The sequence below is a fragment of the Halostella limicola genome, assembly GCF_003675875.1.
GTDB classification, from domain to species: Archaea; Halobacteriota; Halobacteria; order Halobacteriales; family Natronoarchaeaceae; genus Halostella; species Halostella limicola.
The window spans coordinates 1,159,980-1,175,929 of sequence record NZ_RCDI01000001.1 but is presented as its reverse complement, the minus strand read 5'-3'; the positions used below and the strand labels follow the sequence as shown (position 1 = coordinate 1,175,929).

Genomic DNA, 15,950 nt, shown 5'->3' with positions numbered 1-15,950 from the left:
TTCTCGACGCTCGAAACGCTCCCGCTACGACTCCGACCCTTCCTCGGACATCTCCGGATCCGCCTCCCGGCTCTTTCGCAACTGCTTCACGAGGTTCAGATGCATGAGGTGGAGGTGCATCCCGATGCCGTACAGCAACAGCCCCATCCCGACGAATATCATCGGAAGGAGGACGGCGTCGACCGCGCTCGAAACCGACCCGAGGTTGTCGGGCAATCGTCCGACGACCGCGAGGAGGAACGCCGCTACGATCACGCCCAGTCCCGCTTTGACGAACCGAGAGAAGCGGCCAACCTGCTGTATCCTGCTCTCGATATCGTCGGTGCTCGGGGAATCACCGTCGGCCATGGGCGAACAACGTCGTCCGGACACTTACGTAGTGGCTCCGCGGCGAGCGGAGAGCGGGTTTTCGCGAGAGGTGTCCCTGTTTTGCTCCGCCGCGCTCGGCGTCGTCGTGCCGTGACGGCGCGACTGAGTCGCTATCGGGGACGGCCGGTTCGATGCTCCACCCTCACGTCCGGTTCCCGACCGGACGGCCGCCGCTATCCCGTTCGCGGATCGCCTCGTCGCGAGAAGATCACTGACGGTCGTCGAATGGAGCGTCTTCGGAGGACTCGTCGACGGGACCGTCGTCGTCGGTCCTCAGTTCGTTGACCGATTCGCGGAGCGGTCGGTCCGACACCCACAGCGTCAGCCGATAGACGCCGTACCCGAACCCGACGAGCAGGATCAGGTCGATGATGTACAGCTCGAGGAACTCGAGCAGCGTGATCTCGTTGAGCGCGATCTCCCCGGTGAGGATGAAGAATTCGAGCGTGATGATGACGAACAGCGCGGGCGCGAAAAGCACCAGCAGCCCGACGAGCAACACGGTGATACGGTTCCACGAGTCAGACGAGACCATACTCGGTGTAACGCGCCGGAGGCAGATAGTATTGGGCAACGGCCTCCCGTTTCGACGGTCCCCGATCGCGTACACCCCGGCCGCACGAACCGACCGCTCGATCGGCGTCCACCCACGTCTCGGTCGATCCCCGACGCGGCCGCCGGTGCACCGGCGGAGTCAGAGTCGTCCCTTTTTGCTACGCCGGTCCGAAGGTGGGCCCATGAGCGACGAAACTCTCAGCGAGGCCGGGTTCAAGGACCGGACCCGCGTCGACGCGGCGCGCGAGACGCTCCGCGAGGCCGTCGCGGGCGTCGACCGCACCGAACGAGTCCCGCTGACGGCGGCCGACGGGCGCGTCGTCGCCGAGACCGTCACGGCGGAGCGGCCGGTGCCGCATTACCGCCGGGCGGCGATGGACGGCTACGCCGTCCGCGCGGCGGACACGTTCGGCGCGAGCGACCGGTCGCCCGAGATACTCCGCGAGGGAGACGAGCCCGGGCCGGAGCGGGCCGTCCGCGTCCACACCGGGAGCGAACTCCCGGAGGGCGCGGACGCCGTGGTGATGGTCGAAGACGTCGAGGCGGTCGGCGGCGACCTGGAGGTGTTCGACGCCGTCGCCGAGGGCGAGAACGTCGCCCCGGTCGGCGAGGACGTCGAGGCGGGGATGACGCTGTACGAGCCGGGGCACCGCCTGCGGCCGTCGGACCTGGGGATGCTGAAGTCCGTCGGCGTCGACGAGATCGAGGTGTACGACCGGCCGAGCGTCGGCGTGATCCCCACGGGCGAGGAACTCGTCCAGCGCGACCCCGCTCCCGGCGAGGTGATCGAGACGAACGGGCTGACCGTCTCCCGGTACGTCGAGCGCTGGGGTGGCCGCGCCGAGTACCGAAACGTCGTCACCGACGACCGCGAGGCGCTCCGGGCGGCGGTCCAGCGCGACCTGACGAAGGACCTCGTCGTCACGACCGGCGGCTCCTCCGTCGGCGAGCGCGACCTGATACCGGAGGTGATCGACGACATCGGGGAGGTGCTGGTTCACGGCGTGGCGTTGAAGCCGGGCCATCCCGTCGCGCTCGGCGTCGTCGAGGAGACGCCCGTCCTCATGCTCCCGGGCTACCCCGTCGCCTGCATCGTCAACGCCGTGCAGTTCCTCCGGCCCGCGATGAAGTGGACCGAGAACGCGCCGGTCCCGGCGCACCCGACGACCGAGGCCCGCCTCGACCGGAAGATCGCGAGCGAACCCGGCACACGCACGTTCGCCCGGGTGAAACTCGAAACCCGGGACGGCGAGCGCGTCGCCGTCCCGACGCGGGCGAGCGGGTCGGGTGTCCTGTCGAGCGTCGCGCAGGCCGACGGCTGGGTGGAGGTCCCCGACGACCGTGAGGGAATCGCCGAGGGCGAGACCGTCGCCGTGCAGGACTGGGAGTGGTCGGCGTGACTCCCGTCGGACGCTTCCACGGCGTGCCTGGGCCCGACGACGTCACGCTCACCCCGGAGGGGTTCGCGTGACCGACCGTAAGGAGTTCCGCGACCTCGCGCCGCCGGAGCGCGCCCGCGAGGCGCTCGACTCGCTGGACCTGACGCCCGACCCGGAGACGGTGCCGCTCGAAGACGCGAGCGGTCGCGTCCTCGCGGAACGGATCGACGCCGAACTCGACGTACCAGGCTTCGACCGCGCGTCGCTCGACGGCTACGCCCTGCGGGCGCGGGACACGTTCGGCGCGGACGAGGCCGACCCCGCCCGCCTCGACCTGGTCGGCGCGGTCCACGCCGGCGAGGAGCCCGACGTGGAAGTCGGCGAGGACGAGGCCGTCGAGATCTCGACCGGCGCGGTGATGCCTGCCGGCGCGGACGCAATGGTGATGGTGGAGAAAACCGACGAGGAGGACGGCGAGGTGCTGGTTCGCACCTCCGTCGCGCCGGGCGACAGCGTGATGCTCGCGGGCGCGGACGTGGCGGCAGGGGAGCGCGCGCTCGGTCCCGGAACCCGCCTCACGCCCCGCGAGATCGGACTGCTGTCGGCGCTGGGCGTCGACGAGGTGCCGGTGCGCGGGACGCCCCGCGTCGGCATCATCTCGACGGGCGACGAGCTCGTCCGGCCCGGGGGCGACCTGCACAGCGAGCGCGGCCAGATCTACGACGTGAACTCCTACACCGTCGCCAGCGCCGTGGAAGAGGCCGGCGGCGAGGCCGTCACCTACCCCCACGCCGGCGACGACTACGACGAGATGGAGCGGATCCTGACGACCGCCGCCGAGGAGTGCGACCTCGTTCTCTCCTCGGGGTCGACCAGCGCCAGCGCGGTCGACGTCATCTACCGCGTCATCGAGGAGCGCGGCGAACTCCTGCTCCACGGCGTCGCGGTCAAGCCCGGGAAGCCGATGCTGATCGGGCGGATGGGCGAGGGCGACGACGCGTCCGCCTACGTCGGCCTCCCCGGCTACCCCGTCTCCGCGCTCACCATCTTCCGGACGTTCGTCGCGCCGGCGATCAGGGAGGCCGCGGGGCTGCCCGAACCCCGTACCGCGACGGTGACGGGGCGGATGGCCCGGCGCGAGCGCTACTCGGAGGGCCGCTTGCGGTACATGCCGGTCGGACTCGTGACCGACGGAGACGGCGAGACGCTCGTCTACCCCGTGGACAAGGGCAGCGGCGCGACGACGAGCCTGGTCGAAGCCGACGGCGTCGTCGCGGTCGACCCAGACACGGACTACCTCGCGGAGGGCGAGTCCGTCACGGTCGAACTGTTCTCGCCGGAGGTCCGCCCGCCGTCGCTGTTCGGCGTCGGCGAGGACGACCCGCTGCTCTCGCCCCTGCTCGACCGCCTGCGCGACCCGCGGTACCTGGCGGTCGGGAGCCGGCAAGGGCTACGCCGCCTCCGCGACGGGACGCCGGACGTGGCCGTGACGGCGGGACCGGTCGAGCGCGACGTGGACGCCGAGCCGCTGGGCGAGTGGCGGCGCGAGTGGGGGCTGGTCGTCCCCGAGGGGAACCCCGACGAGGTCGCCGGCCTCGCAGACCTCGTCGACCGCGACCTGCGCTTCGTCAACCGGACGACGGACTCCGGCCTCCGGACGAGCCTGGGGAACGCGGCGGCCGCGCTGGCGGATGAGCGCGGCATCGACCGCCGCGAGGTCGTCGACGCGATCGACGGGTTCGACCTCGCGGTCCGCGCACACGAGAGCCCGGCGCGAAAAGTTCTGAGCGGGCAGGCCGACGCCGGCCTCGGCCTGCGTGCCACCGCGGCGAAGCTCGGTCTCGGGTTCGTCCCCCTCGGCGACCAGCGGGTGCGAGTGCACGCGAACCCCGACCGCGTCGGGAAAGACGGCGTCGCGGAGCTCGCCGCGGCGCTGGAGGACGTCGACGATCTGACGGCCGACTTACCGGGATACGACGCGTAGCGAGGAGAGACGACCGCAGGGTCAGAGGTCGACGAACGAGGCGATCCGGTAGTCGCCGATCGACCTCTGCGCGTTGACGTCCGGGTCGTGCCGGTCGACGTGAATGCCGTCGAGGCCGGCGTTCTCCGCGGCCCCGACGTCGCAGGCGCTGTCGCCGGCGAGCACGCCCTGGTGGCCGTTGTACGCGACGTCGATGTCGCGCATAGCGTGTTCGACCGGGGCGGGGTCGGGCTTCCAGCCCAGATCCTCCGAGCAGCAGACGATCGTCTCGAACCAGTCGCGGATGTCGAGCGTGTCGAACACGACCTCGGCGACCGGTTCGGGGCAGTGGGTGACGATGCCAGCCGGCGCGTCGATCTCGCCGACGCGGTCGGCGTCGTCGTACAGGTACGTCGCCTCCGCCCGCTCGATCGGGTCGTCGACCTCGTCGAACACCTCCCAGAAGTCACGAACCGTCATGTCGGCCGGGAGGAGGTCCCGGCGGATCTCGTCGGTCCCGTGCCAGAGCAGGTACCGCTGCTCGTCGGTGAACGAGAGGCCGAGCCGGTCTTCGACCCCCGTCACCACCTCGCGGCGGTACGCGGACTCGACGTCGACGAGCGTCCCGTCGAGGTCGAAGAGCCAGTAGTCGTACTGTGGGACCATAGGGCAGCTAGATACGGGGGGTGATCGGATAAGTATTCGGCCTCTATGCCCACCTTTCACACACTTCGTTACGTCCGGCGATTATGGACCTCCTACCCGTCGGTATCGCGTACCTCGACGCTGCTGCCGAGGTACTTCGAGACGACCTCCGAGACGCGGTCTGCCTTGAACAGGTCGAGCGAGTTACCGATCTCCGCTTTCAGCGCGTCGAAGTACGCCTCGTCGGTCCGGAGCGCGCTGAACGCCACCGAGTCGACCGGGACGCCGAGCGAGTCCTCGGCCAGGTCGCGGAGGTGTGCCTCGTCGTTGACCTCGCCGCGCCAGAGGTTGTCGCGGAAGAACAGCCATCCGTCCTCGCCGGGCGGGTCCGCCCGCCGGTACAGCGTCGTCTCGAACGTCGCGGGGTCGACGCGCACGCCCTCCTCGGACGGGTCGATCCTGACCCGCACCCGGAAGACGTACTCGGCGTGCATCTCAGGCGTTGGCTTCGGTCTCGACGAGCTCCGCCATCTCGACGTCCTTGTCCGTGATCCCGCCCTCGTCGTGCGTGGTGAAGCGCACCTCGACCTCCTTGTAGCCGATGACGATCTCGGGGTGGTGGAACTCGGCCTCGGCGATCTCGCCGATGAGCTGCGCGAAGTTGACGCCGTGGAGGTACTCGTCGAACTCGTAGGTGCGGACGATCTCGTCGCCCTCGCGGTGCCACTCGTCGGGGATCCGTTCCTCGATCTCGTCGTCCGAAAGCAGATCTGCCATGCGCGAAGCGTCGCAAGCCAGTTAAATAATCATTGTGCCCGATCAGTCGTCGTCGAACGACCCGATCGGGGCGTCGGTCGGCACGTCGTCGGCCAGTTCGCCGGGGAGGTCCCCGGGCGCGGCCTCGGTGACGAAGTCCGGCGGGCCCCCCTCGCCGCCGAACTGGGGGTCGAACAGGCGGAGCGCGGTCTGGATCGTCGTCCAGTCGTCCTCGGCGGCGGCGTCACGCAGGCTCTTGGTCGGCGCGGCGAGCAGCTGGCTGACCAGCGCGTCGGCGAGCGACTCGACGACCTCGCGCTGCTCGTCCGTGATCTCCCCTTCGGCCTCCAGCTTCGACATCGCGGTGGAGAGCTCGCGGGACTTGATCCCCTCGGCGCTCTCGTACATCGCCGCGATGACCTCGTCGGCGCGCTTGCGCTTGTACTGGTCGAGCAGGAGGTCGAACTCCTCGTCTATCATCCCCTCGACGCGCTCGGCCGCCGCCTGGCGCCGCTCGCGGGTCTCGTCGGTCACGGACTCCAGGGCGTCGAGGTCGTAGACCGCGGCGGTCGGCAGGTCCTCGGCGGCCGGTGCGACGTCTCTGGGCTGTGCGAGGTCGACGACGACCGTCGCGCCGGCGCCGTCGAGGTCGGCGGCGTCGAGGAGGTACTCCTCGCTGCCCGTCGCCGTGACGACGACGTCCGCCCGCTCGGCCGCGGACGGGACGGCCGGGAGCGCGACTGCCCGCGCCTCCGTGTCGACTTCCTTGGCGACGTGTTCGGCGTGGGGAACGGTCCGGTTGGCGACGATGAGTCGGTCCGCACCGTGGGCGGCGAGCGACCGGGCCGCGAGCGTCCCCATCTCGCCGGCGCCGACGACGAGCACCGTCGCGTCGGCGAGGTCGGTCTCCCGGTCGGCGAGGCGCGCGGCGGCGGTGCCGAGCGAGACCGCGCCCTCGTTGATGGACGTCTCGGTGCGGACCCGTTCGCCGACGTGGATGGCCTTCGTCACCGCGTCCTCGAGCATGGGGCCGATCCCGCCGACGCCACGGGCGTCCTCGTAGGCGGTCCGCACCTGGCCGAGGATCTGGTCCTCGCCGAGCACGAGCGATTCGAGGCCGGCGGCGACACGGAGGAGGTGCCGCAGGCTCTCCTCGTGGTCCATCTCGGCCGCGGCGTCGTCCGGAACGCCCGCGACGAACTCGTCGAGTGCGGCCCGGCCCGCCGCCGGGTCGTCGCTGACGACGTAGGCCTCGACGCGGTTGCACGTCTGGAGCGCGAACGCCTCTTCGATGCCCTCGCGGGCGAGCAGGCCCGACACGACCGTACGCTGGTCGGGGCCGCTGGCGTCGGCGAGGACGTCGACCGTCGCGGACTCGAACGAGACGCTCACCCCGGAGATAACGCCGGTGCTACCCATCATCGAGCATCACCGGTGTCGAGCGCGTTACTGATCACGTCGCGGGCCACTTGCCGGCCTTTCGAGTCCCCCCTACGTAAACCCTTCCAAACCCGCGGAGACCGTACGACGGCGCGGACGGCCTCGTGGCGGTCGGCGGGCGGAACGCCCTCCTCCTGCAGCTCCTCGCGGAGGTCCGCTGTCAGCAGCGCCATCTCGCCGGCCCCGTCGATCTCCGCCTCGATCGTCTGCCGGAGGTGCTTGCTCAGCGCCGGACTCGTCCCGCCGGTCGCCACGGCGGCGACGACGGGGGGGTCCCTGACCGTCGCGGGGACGACGACGCTGTCGGCGTCGCGGCTCCCGTGGCGGTCGGTGCGGTTGACCAGCGTGCCCGCGTCGCGGGCCGCCCGCTCGACCGCCTCGTTGACCGCCTCGTCGTCGGTCGCCGCGACGACCAGCGCGGGGTCGAACCGCTCGACCCACTCGTCCGCGTCCCCCGGCGCGGGGGCCGCCCGGACCCGCTCGCTGTCGCCGAAGTCGGCGTCGGCGAACTCGGGGCTGACGACGACGACCCGCGCCTCGCGGTCGAACCGCCGCGCCTTCCGCGCGCCGACGCGGCCGCCGCCGAACACGAGGACGGTCGCGCCCGTGAAGTCGTGGAGTAGCGGGATCATGCTGTCACTCCGCGGTGTTGGCGCTCGCTCGTTCCTCGATGCGGATGCCCGTCTTCTTCAGGATGCGCGACGAGAACAGCGTGTCCCAGTCGTCCTCGCCCACGTCCCAGAACTCCGTCATTCGCTCGCGCACCTGCTCGATGCGTCGCTCGCTCTCCGCCTCGCTCCGGCCGTGGGTCATCGCGAAGAAGTTGTACGGCCAGACGCCCTCGTGACGCGGTCGCCGGTAGCAGTGCGTGACGAACGGGAGGGCGGCGATCTCGGGGCCCACCTCGTCGACGACGTCGTCCGGCACGTTCCAGACGGTCATCCCGTTCTCCGTGTACCCCAGCGCGTAGTGGGTCGGGATGACGCCGATCCGCCGGATCTTCCCCTCCGCGTCGAACCGCTTCATGGTCTCCAGCACCCAGTCGACGTCCGCGTCCAGCGCGTCCGCTACGTCCCGGTACGGCGTCGCCGAGACCGGGAGGCCGTCCTGAATCTCGACCACGAGGTCCCGCTCGGCCGGCGTCAGCGTCTCCGACTCGGTGGGCGTCACGTCGGGGCCGAGGTCCGAGAGGTCGACGTCGCCCTCGGGGATCGGCCCGTCGACGTAGAACTTCGCCTCGACGCGGAACTCCCGCCGCTTCGGGAGGTTGTAGGTCTCCTGTCCGGTCTCGTCCTCGATCTCGGCGAGCACCTCCTCGACGCGGTCCTCGTCGGCCACGCTCACGACGAACCACATGTTCAGGTGCGGGTGCTCGCGCTCGTAGTTGTGGGCCACCTCGCGGTGGGCGTTGACGGTCTCCGCGACCTCGTCGAACCGGTCCTCGGGGGCGTGCATCGCGACCAGGGTCGCCGACCCGCCGATCTCCTGCGCGTTGATCAGCGGCCCGAACCGCGTCAGCACGCCGTCGTCGTCCAGTCGTCGGACCCGATCCAGCAGTTCGTCGGCGCCGACGTCGACCCCTCGCTCCCGCAGCGCCGCGGCCGCCGGTTCGAAGGGATCTCGGACGACCGGGAACCCGCCCTGGAACGCGTTGACGATGGCGCGGTCCCGCTCGTCGAGGTCGAGGTCCGTCTCGCTCATAGTCGGAACTGAGGACCGGGCGCGTATAAGCGATGCGAGGCGCGGCGGCCACGCGCATCGACCTCGACTGCGCGGAGCGTTCGGGCATCGAACCGGATCAGCCGTCTGGCGCGTGGATCACCCCGTAGTAGCCGCCGACCACCTCGACGGTCCGCTTGAAGATCCCGACGATGATCGGGCCGAGGAACAGCCCCATCGCCCCCAGAAGGTACGTCCCCCCGAGGACGCCGACGAAGACGGTCGCCGAGTGCATCTCCGACTCGCGGTCGATGAGCATCGCCCGCAGGTAGTCGTCCGTGATCGCGACGGACGTGAGGCCCCAGACCGTGACGAACGCGGCCGACAGCGGCTGGCCGCTCCAGACGAGGAAGACGACCGCACCGCCGAGCACCGGAGCGACGCCGACGACCGGAATCAGTGCGAGCACCATCATCGCCGCCGTGAGCAGCGTCGCCTCGGGGACGCCGGTGAGAAACAGGCTGACGCCGGCGACCGCCCCTTGAACGATCGCGACGAGGACGTGTCCCTTGAGCACGGCCCACGTCATCGACCGCACCGATTCGAACAGCTCGTCGCGTATCGGGGCCTCCAGCGGCGTCATCCGCCGCACCCAGGCGACGAGCACGTGGCCGTCCTTGAGCAGGTAGTACAGCACGAACGTCAGCAGCAGGAAGCCGAGGAACGCGTGGAGGCCGGCGCTCAGGACGTCCGTCGCCTGGTCGCTGGCGCGGCTCGTCAGCCGCTCTGACGCGCGCTCCCCGAGCGACCGGACGGGGAGGGTGATCCCGGTGGTTCGGCGGACGGTCCGCTGCAACTGGTCGGCGAGCTCGGACCGAGAGAGCCCTTCGAGCAGCACGCTCCCCCGCGTCACCGCGGCGGCCGCTCCGACCGTCAGGGGGACGACGACGAGGAGCGTGACGAGGAGCGCGAGCAGCCCGGCGGAGAGGCGCGGCCCGACCCGGACTTCGAGGCGACGGTGGACGGGGTAGAGGACGAACGCGAGCAGTCCCGTCGCGAGGAGCCACGAGAGGAACGGCCGGACGAGGAGCCAGAGGACCGCCGTCAGTGCGGCGACGAGTACCCACGCGAACGCCGTTCGAGCATCCATCGTCCGTACCGTCCACGGAGCGATGGAAGTCGTTTGGGGGCGCCGACGGCCGCTCCTTCAGCGGCGAACCGCGCCGTTCAGTCCCCGCGGACGCCCGTCACGTCGAAGCCCTCCTCGCGGATATCGTCGAGGATGGCCTCGTGGTCGGCGCTCGCCTCGTAGTAGAAGACGACGTCGTAGGTCCCCTCGCGGAGCAGCTGCTGGCACTCCCAGACGAACTCGTCGCCGTCGAGGGTGAGCCCCTGGTGCTGGTTCGACGCGAACTCGGGGTCGTCCGTCCCGGAGTAGACGTACGTGTCCTCGTCGGTCGCGTGCTCGGCGATGATCTCGCCGACGTCGATGGTCGCCTGCGTCATCGCGATGTCGTCCTGGGACTCGATGTCCGTGTGAACGACCGCGCCGTTGAGCTCTATCTCGCCGGGTTCGAGCAACTGCTTCGTCCGCTGGTAGAGGTCGTCGTCGAGGGTTTCGCTCATTGGCAGGACCAACGTGTCGCGTCCCTTTATTGTACTCGCTTCGTCGCCGGCCGCGACCCGCGGAGTCGTCGCTGGTCGGTGTGAAAAAACGGAGAAACGGTGCACGGGCGGACTGCAGAGGGGTTGCCCCCAGAGATGCGCGTCACCGCACAGCCTGACAGCGCCCGGATGCGAGTGGGCTTACATACACCGACTGAACTCCCATGTAGGGCGTTCAGCCGAGTATTCCCGGTTTACAGACGCTCGAGGTTCGTCGCGCGCGGGCCCTTGTCGGCCTGCTCGATGTCGAACTCGACTTCCTGACCTTCCTCCAGGTCAGGACCGCCGACGTCCTCCATGTGGAAGAACACGTCTTCCTCGGAGTCGTCGCTGTCAATGAAACCGTAACCGCCCGTGTCGTTGAAGAAGTCAACCGTACCTTTCGCCATTGCAACTCTCCAGAAACGCCCCACCCATATAAGAGATGCGACTCGCCCCCGTCAGAGCGACTGGTTCGGAGTGTGAATCCAACACACAAAAGACACATATCCGTTCCCGATGTTGCCATAGACGAGAATGCTGTCTAGCCTCCGCGAGCGTGCCCGGGCCGCGTACGAGCGACTCCTCGAACGCGAGATATCGGGGACCCCGAGTCACGTCGCCGTCATTCAGGACGGCAACCGCCGGTACGCCCGCGAGCGCGGCGCGGAGAAACACGACGGCCACCGCGAAGGCGCCCAGACGACCGAACAGGTACTCAACTGGTGTCGAGACCTGGAGATCGACGAACTGACGCTGTACGCCTTCTCCACGGAGAACTTCAACCGCCCGCCGGAGGAGCGCGAGAACCTGTTCGACCTCCTGGAGGAGAAACTGTACGAGTTCGCCGACGCGGACCGCGTCCACGACGGCGAGGTGTGCATCCGCGCGCTGGGCGACGTCGACCGCCTGCCCGAGCGCGTCCGGGAGGCCGTGGACTACGCCGAGGACCGCACCCGGGGCTACGACCAGTTCGTCCTGAACATCGCGCTGGCGTACGGCGGCCGCGCCGAACTGCTCTCGGCCGCCCGCAGCGTCGCCCGCGACGTGGACGACGGCGACCTGGATCCCGGGGACATCGACGTGGGGACCGTCGAGGAGCGCCTCTACGACCGTCCCGTGCGCGACGTGGACCTGATCATCCGGACCGGCGGCGACGAGCGCACGAGCAACTTCCTCCCGTGGCACGCCAACGGTAACGAGGCGGCCGTCTTCTTCTGTGCCCCCTACTGGCCGGAGTTCTCCCGCGTGGACTTCCTGCGGGGGATCCGTACGTACGAACACCGCGAGCGCTCGTGGCGGCGCACCCGCGCCCGCCGCGGCCTCGCGCTGCTGCGCGCGCTCGGCGGCGTCGAGCTCGACGAGGCGAAGGCGGTCGTCCGCCGGTTCCGCGACTCGCTGCCCAGCGGCGAGCGCTCGACCGTCGACGAGGTCGCCCCCGAAGACCTGCCACCTGCCGACGAGGAGCCGCAGCCGGCGGACTGAGTCCTCTCGGCGTCACTACGCTCCGCTCGTGACGAGATCTGGACTAGCGCCCAAATCGCCTGTTCCGCCGGCCGTACTCCCGGAGTGCCCGCAGGTAGTCGCGCTTCCGGAAGTCCCGCCAGTTCACGTCGGTGAAGTACAGTTCGGAGTAGACCGACTGCCAGATCATGAAGTCGGAGAGGCGTTCCGCGCCGGTCTTGATGACCAGATCCGGCTCCTCGGGGAAGACGAGTCGCTCCTCGATGTCGTCGGCGTCGATAGCGTCGGGGTCCAGGTCGCCGTCCCGGACCTCCGCGGCGAGGTTGCGGACGGCGGCGGTGAACTCGTGTTTGCCGCCGAGCCCGATGTTCACCCGGATCGGCGCGTCGGCCGGGAGGTCGTCGGCGGGGGTGCGGACGGCGACCGGCCGCGGCGCGTCGAGGTCGTCGAACTCCCGCTTCAGCGTCGGCACGGCCGCCTCGTCGAGGACGCTGACCGAGACCGTGACGCGCTCGGCCCCGTACTCGAACGCCCAGTCGAACGCGTCGCGGAGCGTGTCGTACGCGCCCTGCTCCAGCAGGTCCCGTTCGGTGATGACGACGGCGACGTGGTCCGGTCGCTGGTCGTCCTCGTATCGCAATCGAGCGGCGAGATACCGGTCGTAGAGGCCCACGCGAACCCGTTATCCGCGGCGTCGCCTAAAGGTCACGGGTTCTCGCCGCCGGCCGTTGGCTTCGGGAAGGTTAAGTGACCTACCTACAAACGGACGCGATAGCGTGACATCGACTGTGCGGCGGGCGGGGGCGTTCGCGGGCGTCGGCAGCCTCGCGCTGGCCGCCCCCCTCCTCGGGCGGGCGGCCGCCCTCCCGTTCGTCGTCGTCGCGGGCGTCGCCGCGTTCGTCGCCGACGACGGGCCGGTGTTCGAACTGTTCGCCCGGCCGGGCGACTGGGAAGAGGGGCGGCTGTACAGCCTTATCGGCTTCGCCCTCGCCGCCACCGGACTGGGACTGCTGACGGCCGTCGAGGCGGTGCCCACCCTCGCTTTCGTCGGCGGCGTGCTGGCGCTGGCCTACGGCAACTTCGGGGCGCAACTGGCCCGCCGTCGGTGGCCGGACCCCATCGTCGGCGCCGCGGGCTTCACCGTCGGCGGCACAGTCGGCGGGGCGGCCGGCATCCTCGGCGCCGCGGCGCTGGCCGGCGACGCGACGCCGCCGCTCCCGCTCGTCGTCTTCCTCTCGGTCAGCGGCGCACTCCTCGGCGCCTTGCTCCGGTCCGTGCTGTTCGAGCGCGACGACCCGCTGGTGCTGCTCTCGGTCGGCCTCCTGCTCTGGTTCCTCTGGGAGCTCACCGACCCGGTGACGGCGGCGGAGATCGGCGTCGCCCTCGCGGTGACGCTGGCGGTCGGCTACGCATCGTACGCCCTCGACACGGCCTCCGTGTCGGGGATGCTCTCGGGCGTGTTCCTCGGCCTGCTCACCATCGTGCTCGGCGGCATCGGCTGGTTCGCCGTGATCATCGCATTCTTCGGCATCGGCGGCCTCTCGACGAAGTTCCGCTACGAGGAGAAGGAGGACCGCGGCGTCGCGGAGGAGAACGAGGGGGCCCGCGGGAGCGCCAACGTCTTCAGCAACGCGGCGGTGGCGCTCGCCGCCGTCCTCGCCTACGCCGCCGCACCGATGGGGCTCCCCGCGGGCGACGGCGTCCGCGTCTCCGGGGCGCTGTTCCTGTACGCCTTCGCGGGGTCGATCTCGACGGCGATGAGCGACACCCTCTCCAGCGAGATCGGCGGCGTGTTCGACCGCCCGCGCCTCATCACGACGCTCCAGCCGGTCGAGCCCGGCACGGACGGCGGCGTCACCTGGCAGGGCGAGATCGCCGGCGTCACGGGCGCGGCGATCATCGCGCTCATCGCCGTCGCCCTGTTCGACACGGTCGGGTCGACGGGCGGCGGCGTCATCCTCGCCGCCGGCGTCGCCGGGATGACCGTCGACAGCCTGCTCGGCGCGACCGTCGAGGGCGGCCGCCTCGGCAACCAGAGCGTGAACTTCCTCGCGACGCTCTCCGGTGCCGTCGTCGGCGCGCTCCTCGCGCTCGCTGTCGGTCTCCCCGTCCTCGCGTGATCCGAGCCGCTACTCCCGCCGACCTGCCCGCACTCCGCGCCCTGCAGTCCCTCCTGCCCGAGACCGCCCCGGAGCTCCTGCTGGCGAGCATCGACGGGCCGGGGATCGTGCTGGTGTCTGTCGGCGACGAGTCCGTCGGCCCTCTGGACGACGCCCATGGCCTCCCGGTCGGGTACGTCCTCGCGACTGTCGGACCGGAGACGGCCCACATCGCCGAACTGGTCGTCGCGCCGGCGCGTCGGCGTGAGGGGCGCGGTCGCCGGCTGCTGGCAGCGGCGCTCGCGCGACTGCGGGCGACGGACGCGACGCGGGTCGAACTGGCCGTCAACCCGGACAACGACACGGCTCGGCGGCTGTACGAGTCGTTCGGCTTCGAGGAGATGCGGCGGGAGGCGGAGTACTACGAGAGCGGCCCGGCCGTGCTGCTGTCCCGGCCGCTCTGACCGGTCGGTGCGCCCTACTGGAGCGTGATGTCGTCCGCCGCGTGGACGCGCACGCTCGTGGGGCGCTTCGTGAACGCGCCGAGGTCGGCGGCGACGACGCGCTCGACGCCGTTGTCGGCCGCGACGTCCGCGAGGCGCTGCGCCGCGGTCCCGTCGAGGACGACGGCGGCCGGCGCGGGGTCGGCGTCGTCGACGGCGTCGACGGCCTCGTCGGCCGGCGCTTCGGACAGCACGTCCCCCTCGGCGTCGAGCAGGCGGGCGACGCCGCGTTCCCCGTCGATCACGTCCGAGACGTGCTCGCGGAGCGCCGACGGCACGGCCTCTGCGTCGTCTTCATCAGCGGAGGCGGGGTCCTCCTGGGTAGTTCCGGCGTCCGGCGACGAGGCGACCGCTTCGGCGGCCTCGGCCGCGCCGCGTCGGAGCGGTTCGGACCCGTCGGCTTCGACCGCCTCCGCGCCGGCAGCCCCGGGCGCGTCCGGCGACTCGGGCGTCGCGGGCGATGCGGGCTCTGTCTCCGCGTCGGCCGGCGGCGAGGGCGACTGGCTCCCGTCCGTGGCGACGGCTTCGCCCGCGTCCGACTCGTCGGCGTCCCCCGGGTCGGTCCGGTCGGCGACCGACTCGTACGGCGTCTTCTCGCGCAGCACCGCGAACACCTCCTCGCGGGAGAGGTCCTCGACGGACTTGCCGTCCGGCGCGAACGCGACGTAGTCGACCTGCCCGACCTGCGCGAGCTCGCGGAGGATGAGGTGGCCCCCGCGGTCGCCGTCGAGGAAGGCCGTCACCGTCCGGTCGCGGGTGAGGTCCGCGACGACGTCGGGGACGTTCGTCCCGTCGACGGCGACGGCGTTTTTCACGCCGTACTCCAGCAGCGTGAGCACGTCCGCCCGGCCCTCGACGACGACGACGGCGTCGCTGTCGGCGACGCGCGGCCCGGCTGGCTGGCCCCCGTACTCGGTGATGTCGGCGACGCGAACGCTCTGGCGCACCTCGTCGAGGATCTCCTCGCTGGTCATCGCGCCCTCGTCGAACGCGTCGTGCAGGAGCTCCTGCGCGCGCTCGACGACCTGGCGGCGCTTCGCCGCGCGGACGTCCTCGATGTCTCTGACCTCGAGCTGGGCCCGGCAGGGGCCGATGCGGTCGAGGGTCTCCAGAGCGGCCGCGAGGGTCGCCGTCGCCACCTTGTCGATGCTGGTGGCGATGGTGACCGACCCCACGGACTGGCCGCCGTTGCTCTCTATCTCGACTTCGATGCGCCCGACCTTCGAGGACTGCTGTAGGTCCCGCAGGTCGAGCTCGTCGCCGAGGAGTCCCTCCGTCTGGCCGTAGATAGCACCCACGACGTCACTCCGCTCTACCACCCCGTCGGCGGAGATGTCGGCGTGAATGAGGTATTTTGATGTATCCTCCATTGGTGATCTGCCCGGATATCGGGCTGGATTGTGATGCCATGAGCATCCATGGACTGTACATAAATCGCGGGCGATCCCTCAAATACCTGTCGTCGGTGAAATGA

General features: G+C 70.5%; 18 protein-coding genes. 5 read left to right on the top strand and 13 right to left on the bottom strand.

Annotated features, from left to right (window positions below):
• Window positions 1-24: 24 nt before the first annotated feature.
• The gene (locus tag D8670_RS06945; RefSeq protein WP_121817336.1) at window positions 25-348 is read right to left on the bottom strand and encodes a hypothetical protein; all 324 of its coding nucleotides are present in this window, start codon (window positions 346-348) and stop codon (window positions 25-27) included.
• A 229-nt stretch (window positions 349-577) separates the two neighbouring features.
• On the bottom strand, window positions 578-904 hold the full coding sequence (locus D8670_RS06940) for a hypothetical protein (RefSeq protein ID WP_121817335.1): 327 nt from the start codon (window positions 902-904) through the stop codon (window positions 578-580).
• 202 nt (window positions 905-1,106) lie between these two features.
• Here D8670_RS06940 and D8670_RS06935 point away from each other — a divergent pair, with 202 nt between their 5' ends.
• Together D8670_RS06935 and D8670_RS06930 are read left to right on the top strand one after the other, a co-directional pair.
• Window positions 1,107-2,324: a molybdopterin molybdotransferase MoeA gene (locus tag D8670_RS06935; RefSeq protein ID WP_121817334.1), complete on the top strand. Its 1,218-nt coding sequence runs from the start codon at window positions 1,107-1,109 to the stop codon at window positions 2,322-2,324.
• Window positions 2,325-2,391: 67 nt separating this feature from the next.
• Complete coding sequence (locus D8670_RS06930; RefSeq protein ID WP_121817333.1) at window positions 2,392-4,287, top strand: molybdopterin biosynthesis protein; 1,896 nt, start codon at window positions 2,392-2,394, stop codon at window positions 4,285-4,287.
• Between the two features lie 21 nt (window positions 4,288-4,308).
• On the opposite strand, the gene D8670_RS06925 is transcribed toward D8670_RS06930, so the two are convergent.
• The 9 genes from D8670_RS06925 to D8670_RS06885 form a co-directional block, all read right to left on the bottom strand.
• A complete protein-coding gene (locus D8670_RS06925) occupies window positions 4,309-4,932 on the bottom strand; it encodes an HAD family hydrolase (RefSeq protein WP_121817332.1) in 624 nt (207 codons plus the stop codon).
• A 92-nt stretch (window positions 4,933-5,024) separates the two neighbouring features.
• Complete coding sequence (gene lwrS / locus D8670_RS06920) at window positions 5,025-5,405, bottom strand: LWR-salt protein (protein WP_121817331.1); 381 nt, start codon at window positions 5,403-5,405, stop codon at window positions 5,025-5,027.
• Window position 5,406: 1 nt separating this feature from the next.
• A complete protein-coding gene (locus D8670_RS06915; protein ID WP_121817330.1) occupies window positions 5,407-5,688 on the bottom strand; it encodes a 4a-hydroxytetrahydrobiopterin dehydratase in 282 nt (93 codons plus the stop codon).
• A gap of 42 nt (window positions 5,689-5,730) precedes the next feature.
• Window positions 5,731-7,089: a glutamyl-tRNA reductase gene (gene hemA / locus D8670_RS06910; RefSeq protein ID WP_205254043.1), complete on the bottom strand. Its 1,359-nt coding sequence runs from the start codon at window positions 7,087-7,089 to the stop codon at window positions 5,731-5,733.
• On the bottom strand, window positions 7,086-7,739 hold the full coding sequence (locus D8670_RS06905; RefSeq protein ID WP_121817328.1) for a precorrin-2 dehydrogenase/sirohydrochlorin ferrochelatase family protein: 654 nt from the start codon (window positions 7,737-7,739) through the stop codon (window positions 7,086-7,088). The genes hemA and D8670_RS06905 overlap by 4 nt, the downstream gene beginning before the upstream one ends.
• A gap of 4 nt (window positions 7,740-7,743) precedes the next feature.
• Complete coding sequence (ahbB, locus tag D8670_RS06900) at window positions 7,744-8,808, bottom strand: siroheme decarboxylase subunit beta (protein ID WP_121817327.1); 1,065 nt, start codon at window positions 8,806-8,808, stop codon at window positions 7,744-7,746.
• Window positions 8,809-8,905: 97 nt separating this feature from the next.
• Window positions 8,906-9,916, bottom strand: a complete 1,011-nt coding sequence (locus D8670_RS06895) for an AI-2E family transporter (RefSeq protein WP_121817326.1) — start codon at window positions 9,914-9,916, stop codon at window positions 8,906-8,908.
• A 77-nt stretch (window positions 9,917-9,993) separates the two neighbouring features.
• On the bottom strand, window positions 9,994-10,392 hold the full coding sequence (locus D8670_RS06890; RefSeq protein WP_121817325.1) for a DUF5778 family protein: 399 nt from the start codon (window positions 10,390-10,392) through the stop codon (window positions 9,994-9,996).
• A 233-nt stretch (window positions 10,393-10,625) separates the two neighbouring features.
• Window positions 10,626-10,820: a cold-shock protein gene (locus D8670_RS06885; protein WP_121817324.1), complete on the bottom strand. Its 195-nt coding sequence runs from the start codon at window positions 10,818-10,820 to the stop codon at window positions 10,626-10,628.
• Between the two features lie 127 nt (window positions 10,821-10,947).
• Between D8670_RS06885 and uppS the strand changes: the two genes are divergently transcribed.
• Window positions 10,948-11,895, top strand: coding sequence for a polyprenyl diphosphate synthase (gene uppS / locus D8670_RS06880; protein WP_121817323.1), 948 nt, complete (start codon window positions 10,948-10,950; stop codon window positions 11,893-11,895).
• A 43-nt stretch (window positions 11,896-11,938) separates the two neighbouring features.
• On the opposite strand, the gene D8670_RS06875 is transcribed toward uppS, so the two are convergent.
• A complete protein-coding gene (locus D8670_RS06875; RefSeq protein WP_121817322.1) occupies window positions 11,939-12,547 on the bottom strand; it encodes an undecaprenyl diphosphate synthase family protein in 609 nt (202 codons plus the stop codon).
• A 103-nt stretch (window positions 12,548-12,650) separates the two neighbouring features.
• Here D8670_RS06875 and D8670_RS06870 point away from each other — a divergent pair, with 103 nt between their 5' ends.
• Window positions 12,651-13,994: a DUF92 domain-containing protein gene (locus D8670_RS06870; RefSeq protein ID WP_121817321.1), complete on the top strand. Its 1,344-nt coding sequence runs from the start codon at window positions 12,651-12,653 to the stop codon at window positions 13,992-13,994.
• A complete protein-coding gene (locus tag D8670_RS06865) occupies window positions 13,991-14,437 on the top strand; it encodes a GNAT family N-acetyltransferase (protein WP_121817320.1) in 447 nt (148 codons plus the stop codon). Before D8670_RS06870 ends, D8670_RS06865 begins: the two co-directional genes overlap by 4 nt.
• Window positions 14,438-14,451: 14 nt before the next feature.
• On the opposite strand, the gene dnaG is transcribed toward D8670_RS06865, so the two are convergent.
• Window positions 14,452-15,846: a DNA primase DnaG gene (gene dnaG, locus D8670_RS06860; RefSeq protein WP_121817319.1), complete on the bottom strand. Its 1,395-nt coding sequence runs from the start codon at window positions 15,844-15,846 to the stop codon at window positions 14,452-14,454.
• Window positions 15,847-15,950 lie beyond the last annotated feature (104 nt).

Coding starts and splice junctions, on each gene's coding strand:
- D8670_RS06945 (WP_121817336.1), bottom strand. CDS start 348: ATGGCCGACGGTGATTCCCCGAGCACCGACGATATCGAGAGCAGGATA.
- D8670_RS06940 (WP_121817335.1), bottom strand. CDS start 904: ATGGTCTCGTCTGACTCGTGGAACCGTATCACCGTGTTGCTCGTCGGG.
- D8670_RS06935 (WP_121817334.1), top strand. CDS start 1,107: ATGAGCGACGAAACTCTCAGCGAGGCCGGGTTCAAGGACCGGACCCGC.
- D8670_RS06925 (WP_121817332.1), bottom strand. CDS start 4,932: ATGGTCCCACAGTACGACTACTGGCTCTTCGACCTCGACGGGACGCTC.
- lwrS (WP_121817331.1), bottom strand. CDS start 5,405: ATGCACGCCGAGTACGTCTTCCGGGTGCGGGTCAGGATCGACCCGTCC.
- D8670_RS06915 (WP_121817330.1), bottom strand. CDS start 5,688: ATGGCAGATCTGCTTTCGGACGACGAGATCGAGGAACGGATCCCCGAC.
- hemA (WP_205254043.1), bottom strand. CDS start 7,089: ATGATGGGTAGCACCGGCGTTATCTCCGGGGTGAGCGTCTCGTTCGAG.
- D8670_RS06905 (WP_121817328.1), bottom strand. CDS start 7,739: ATGATCCCGCTACTCCACGACTTCACGGGCGCGACCGTCCTCGTGTTC.
- ahbB (WP_121817327.1), bottom strand. CDS start 8,808: ATGAGCGAGACGGACCTCGACCTCGACGAGCGGGACCGCGCCATCGTC.
- D8670_RS06895 (WP_121817326.1), bottom strand. CDS start 9,916: ATGGATGCTCGAACGGCGTTCGCGTGGGTACTCGTCGCCGCACTGACG.
- D8670_RS06890 (WP_121817325.1), bottom strand. CDS start 10,392: ATGAGCGAAACCCTCGACGACGACCTCTACCAGCGGACGAAGCAGTTG.
- D8670_RS06885 (WP_121817324.1), bottom strand. CDS start 10,820: ATGGCGAAAGGTACGGTTGACTTCTTCAACGACACGGGCGGTTACGGT.
- uppS (WP_121817323.1), top strand. CDS start 10,948: ATGCTGTCTAGCCTCCGCGAGCGTGCCCGGGCCGCGTACGAGCGACTC.
- dnaG (WP_121817319.1), bottom strand. CDS start 15,846: ATGGAGGATACATCAAAATACCTCATTCACGCCGACATCTCCGCCGAC.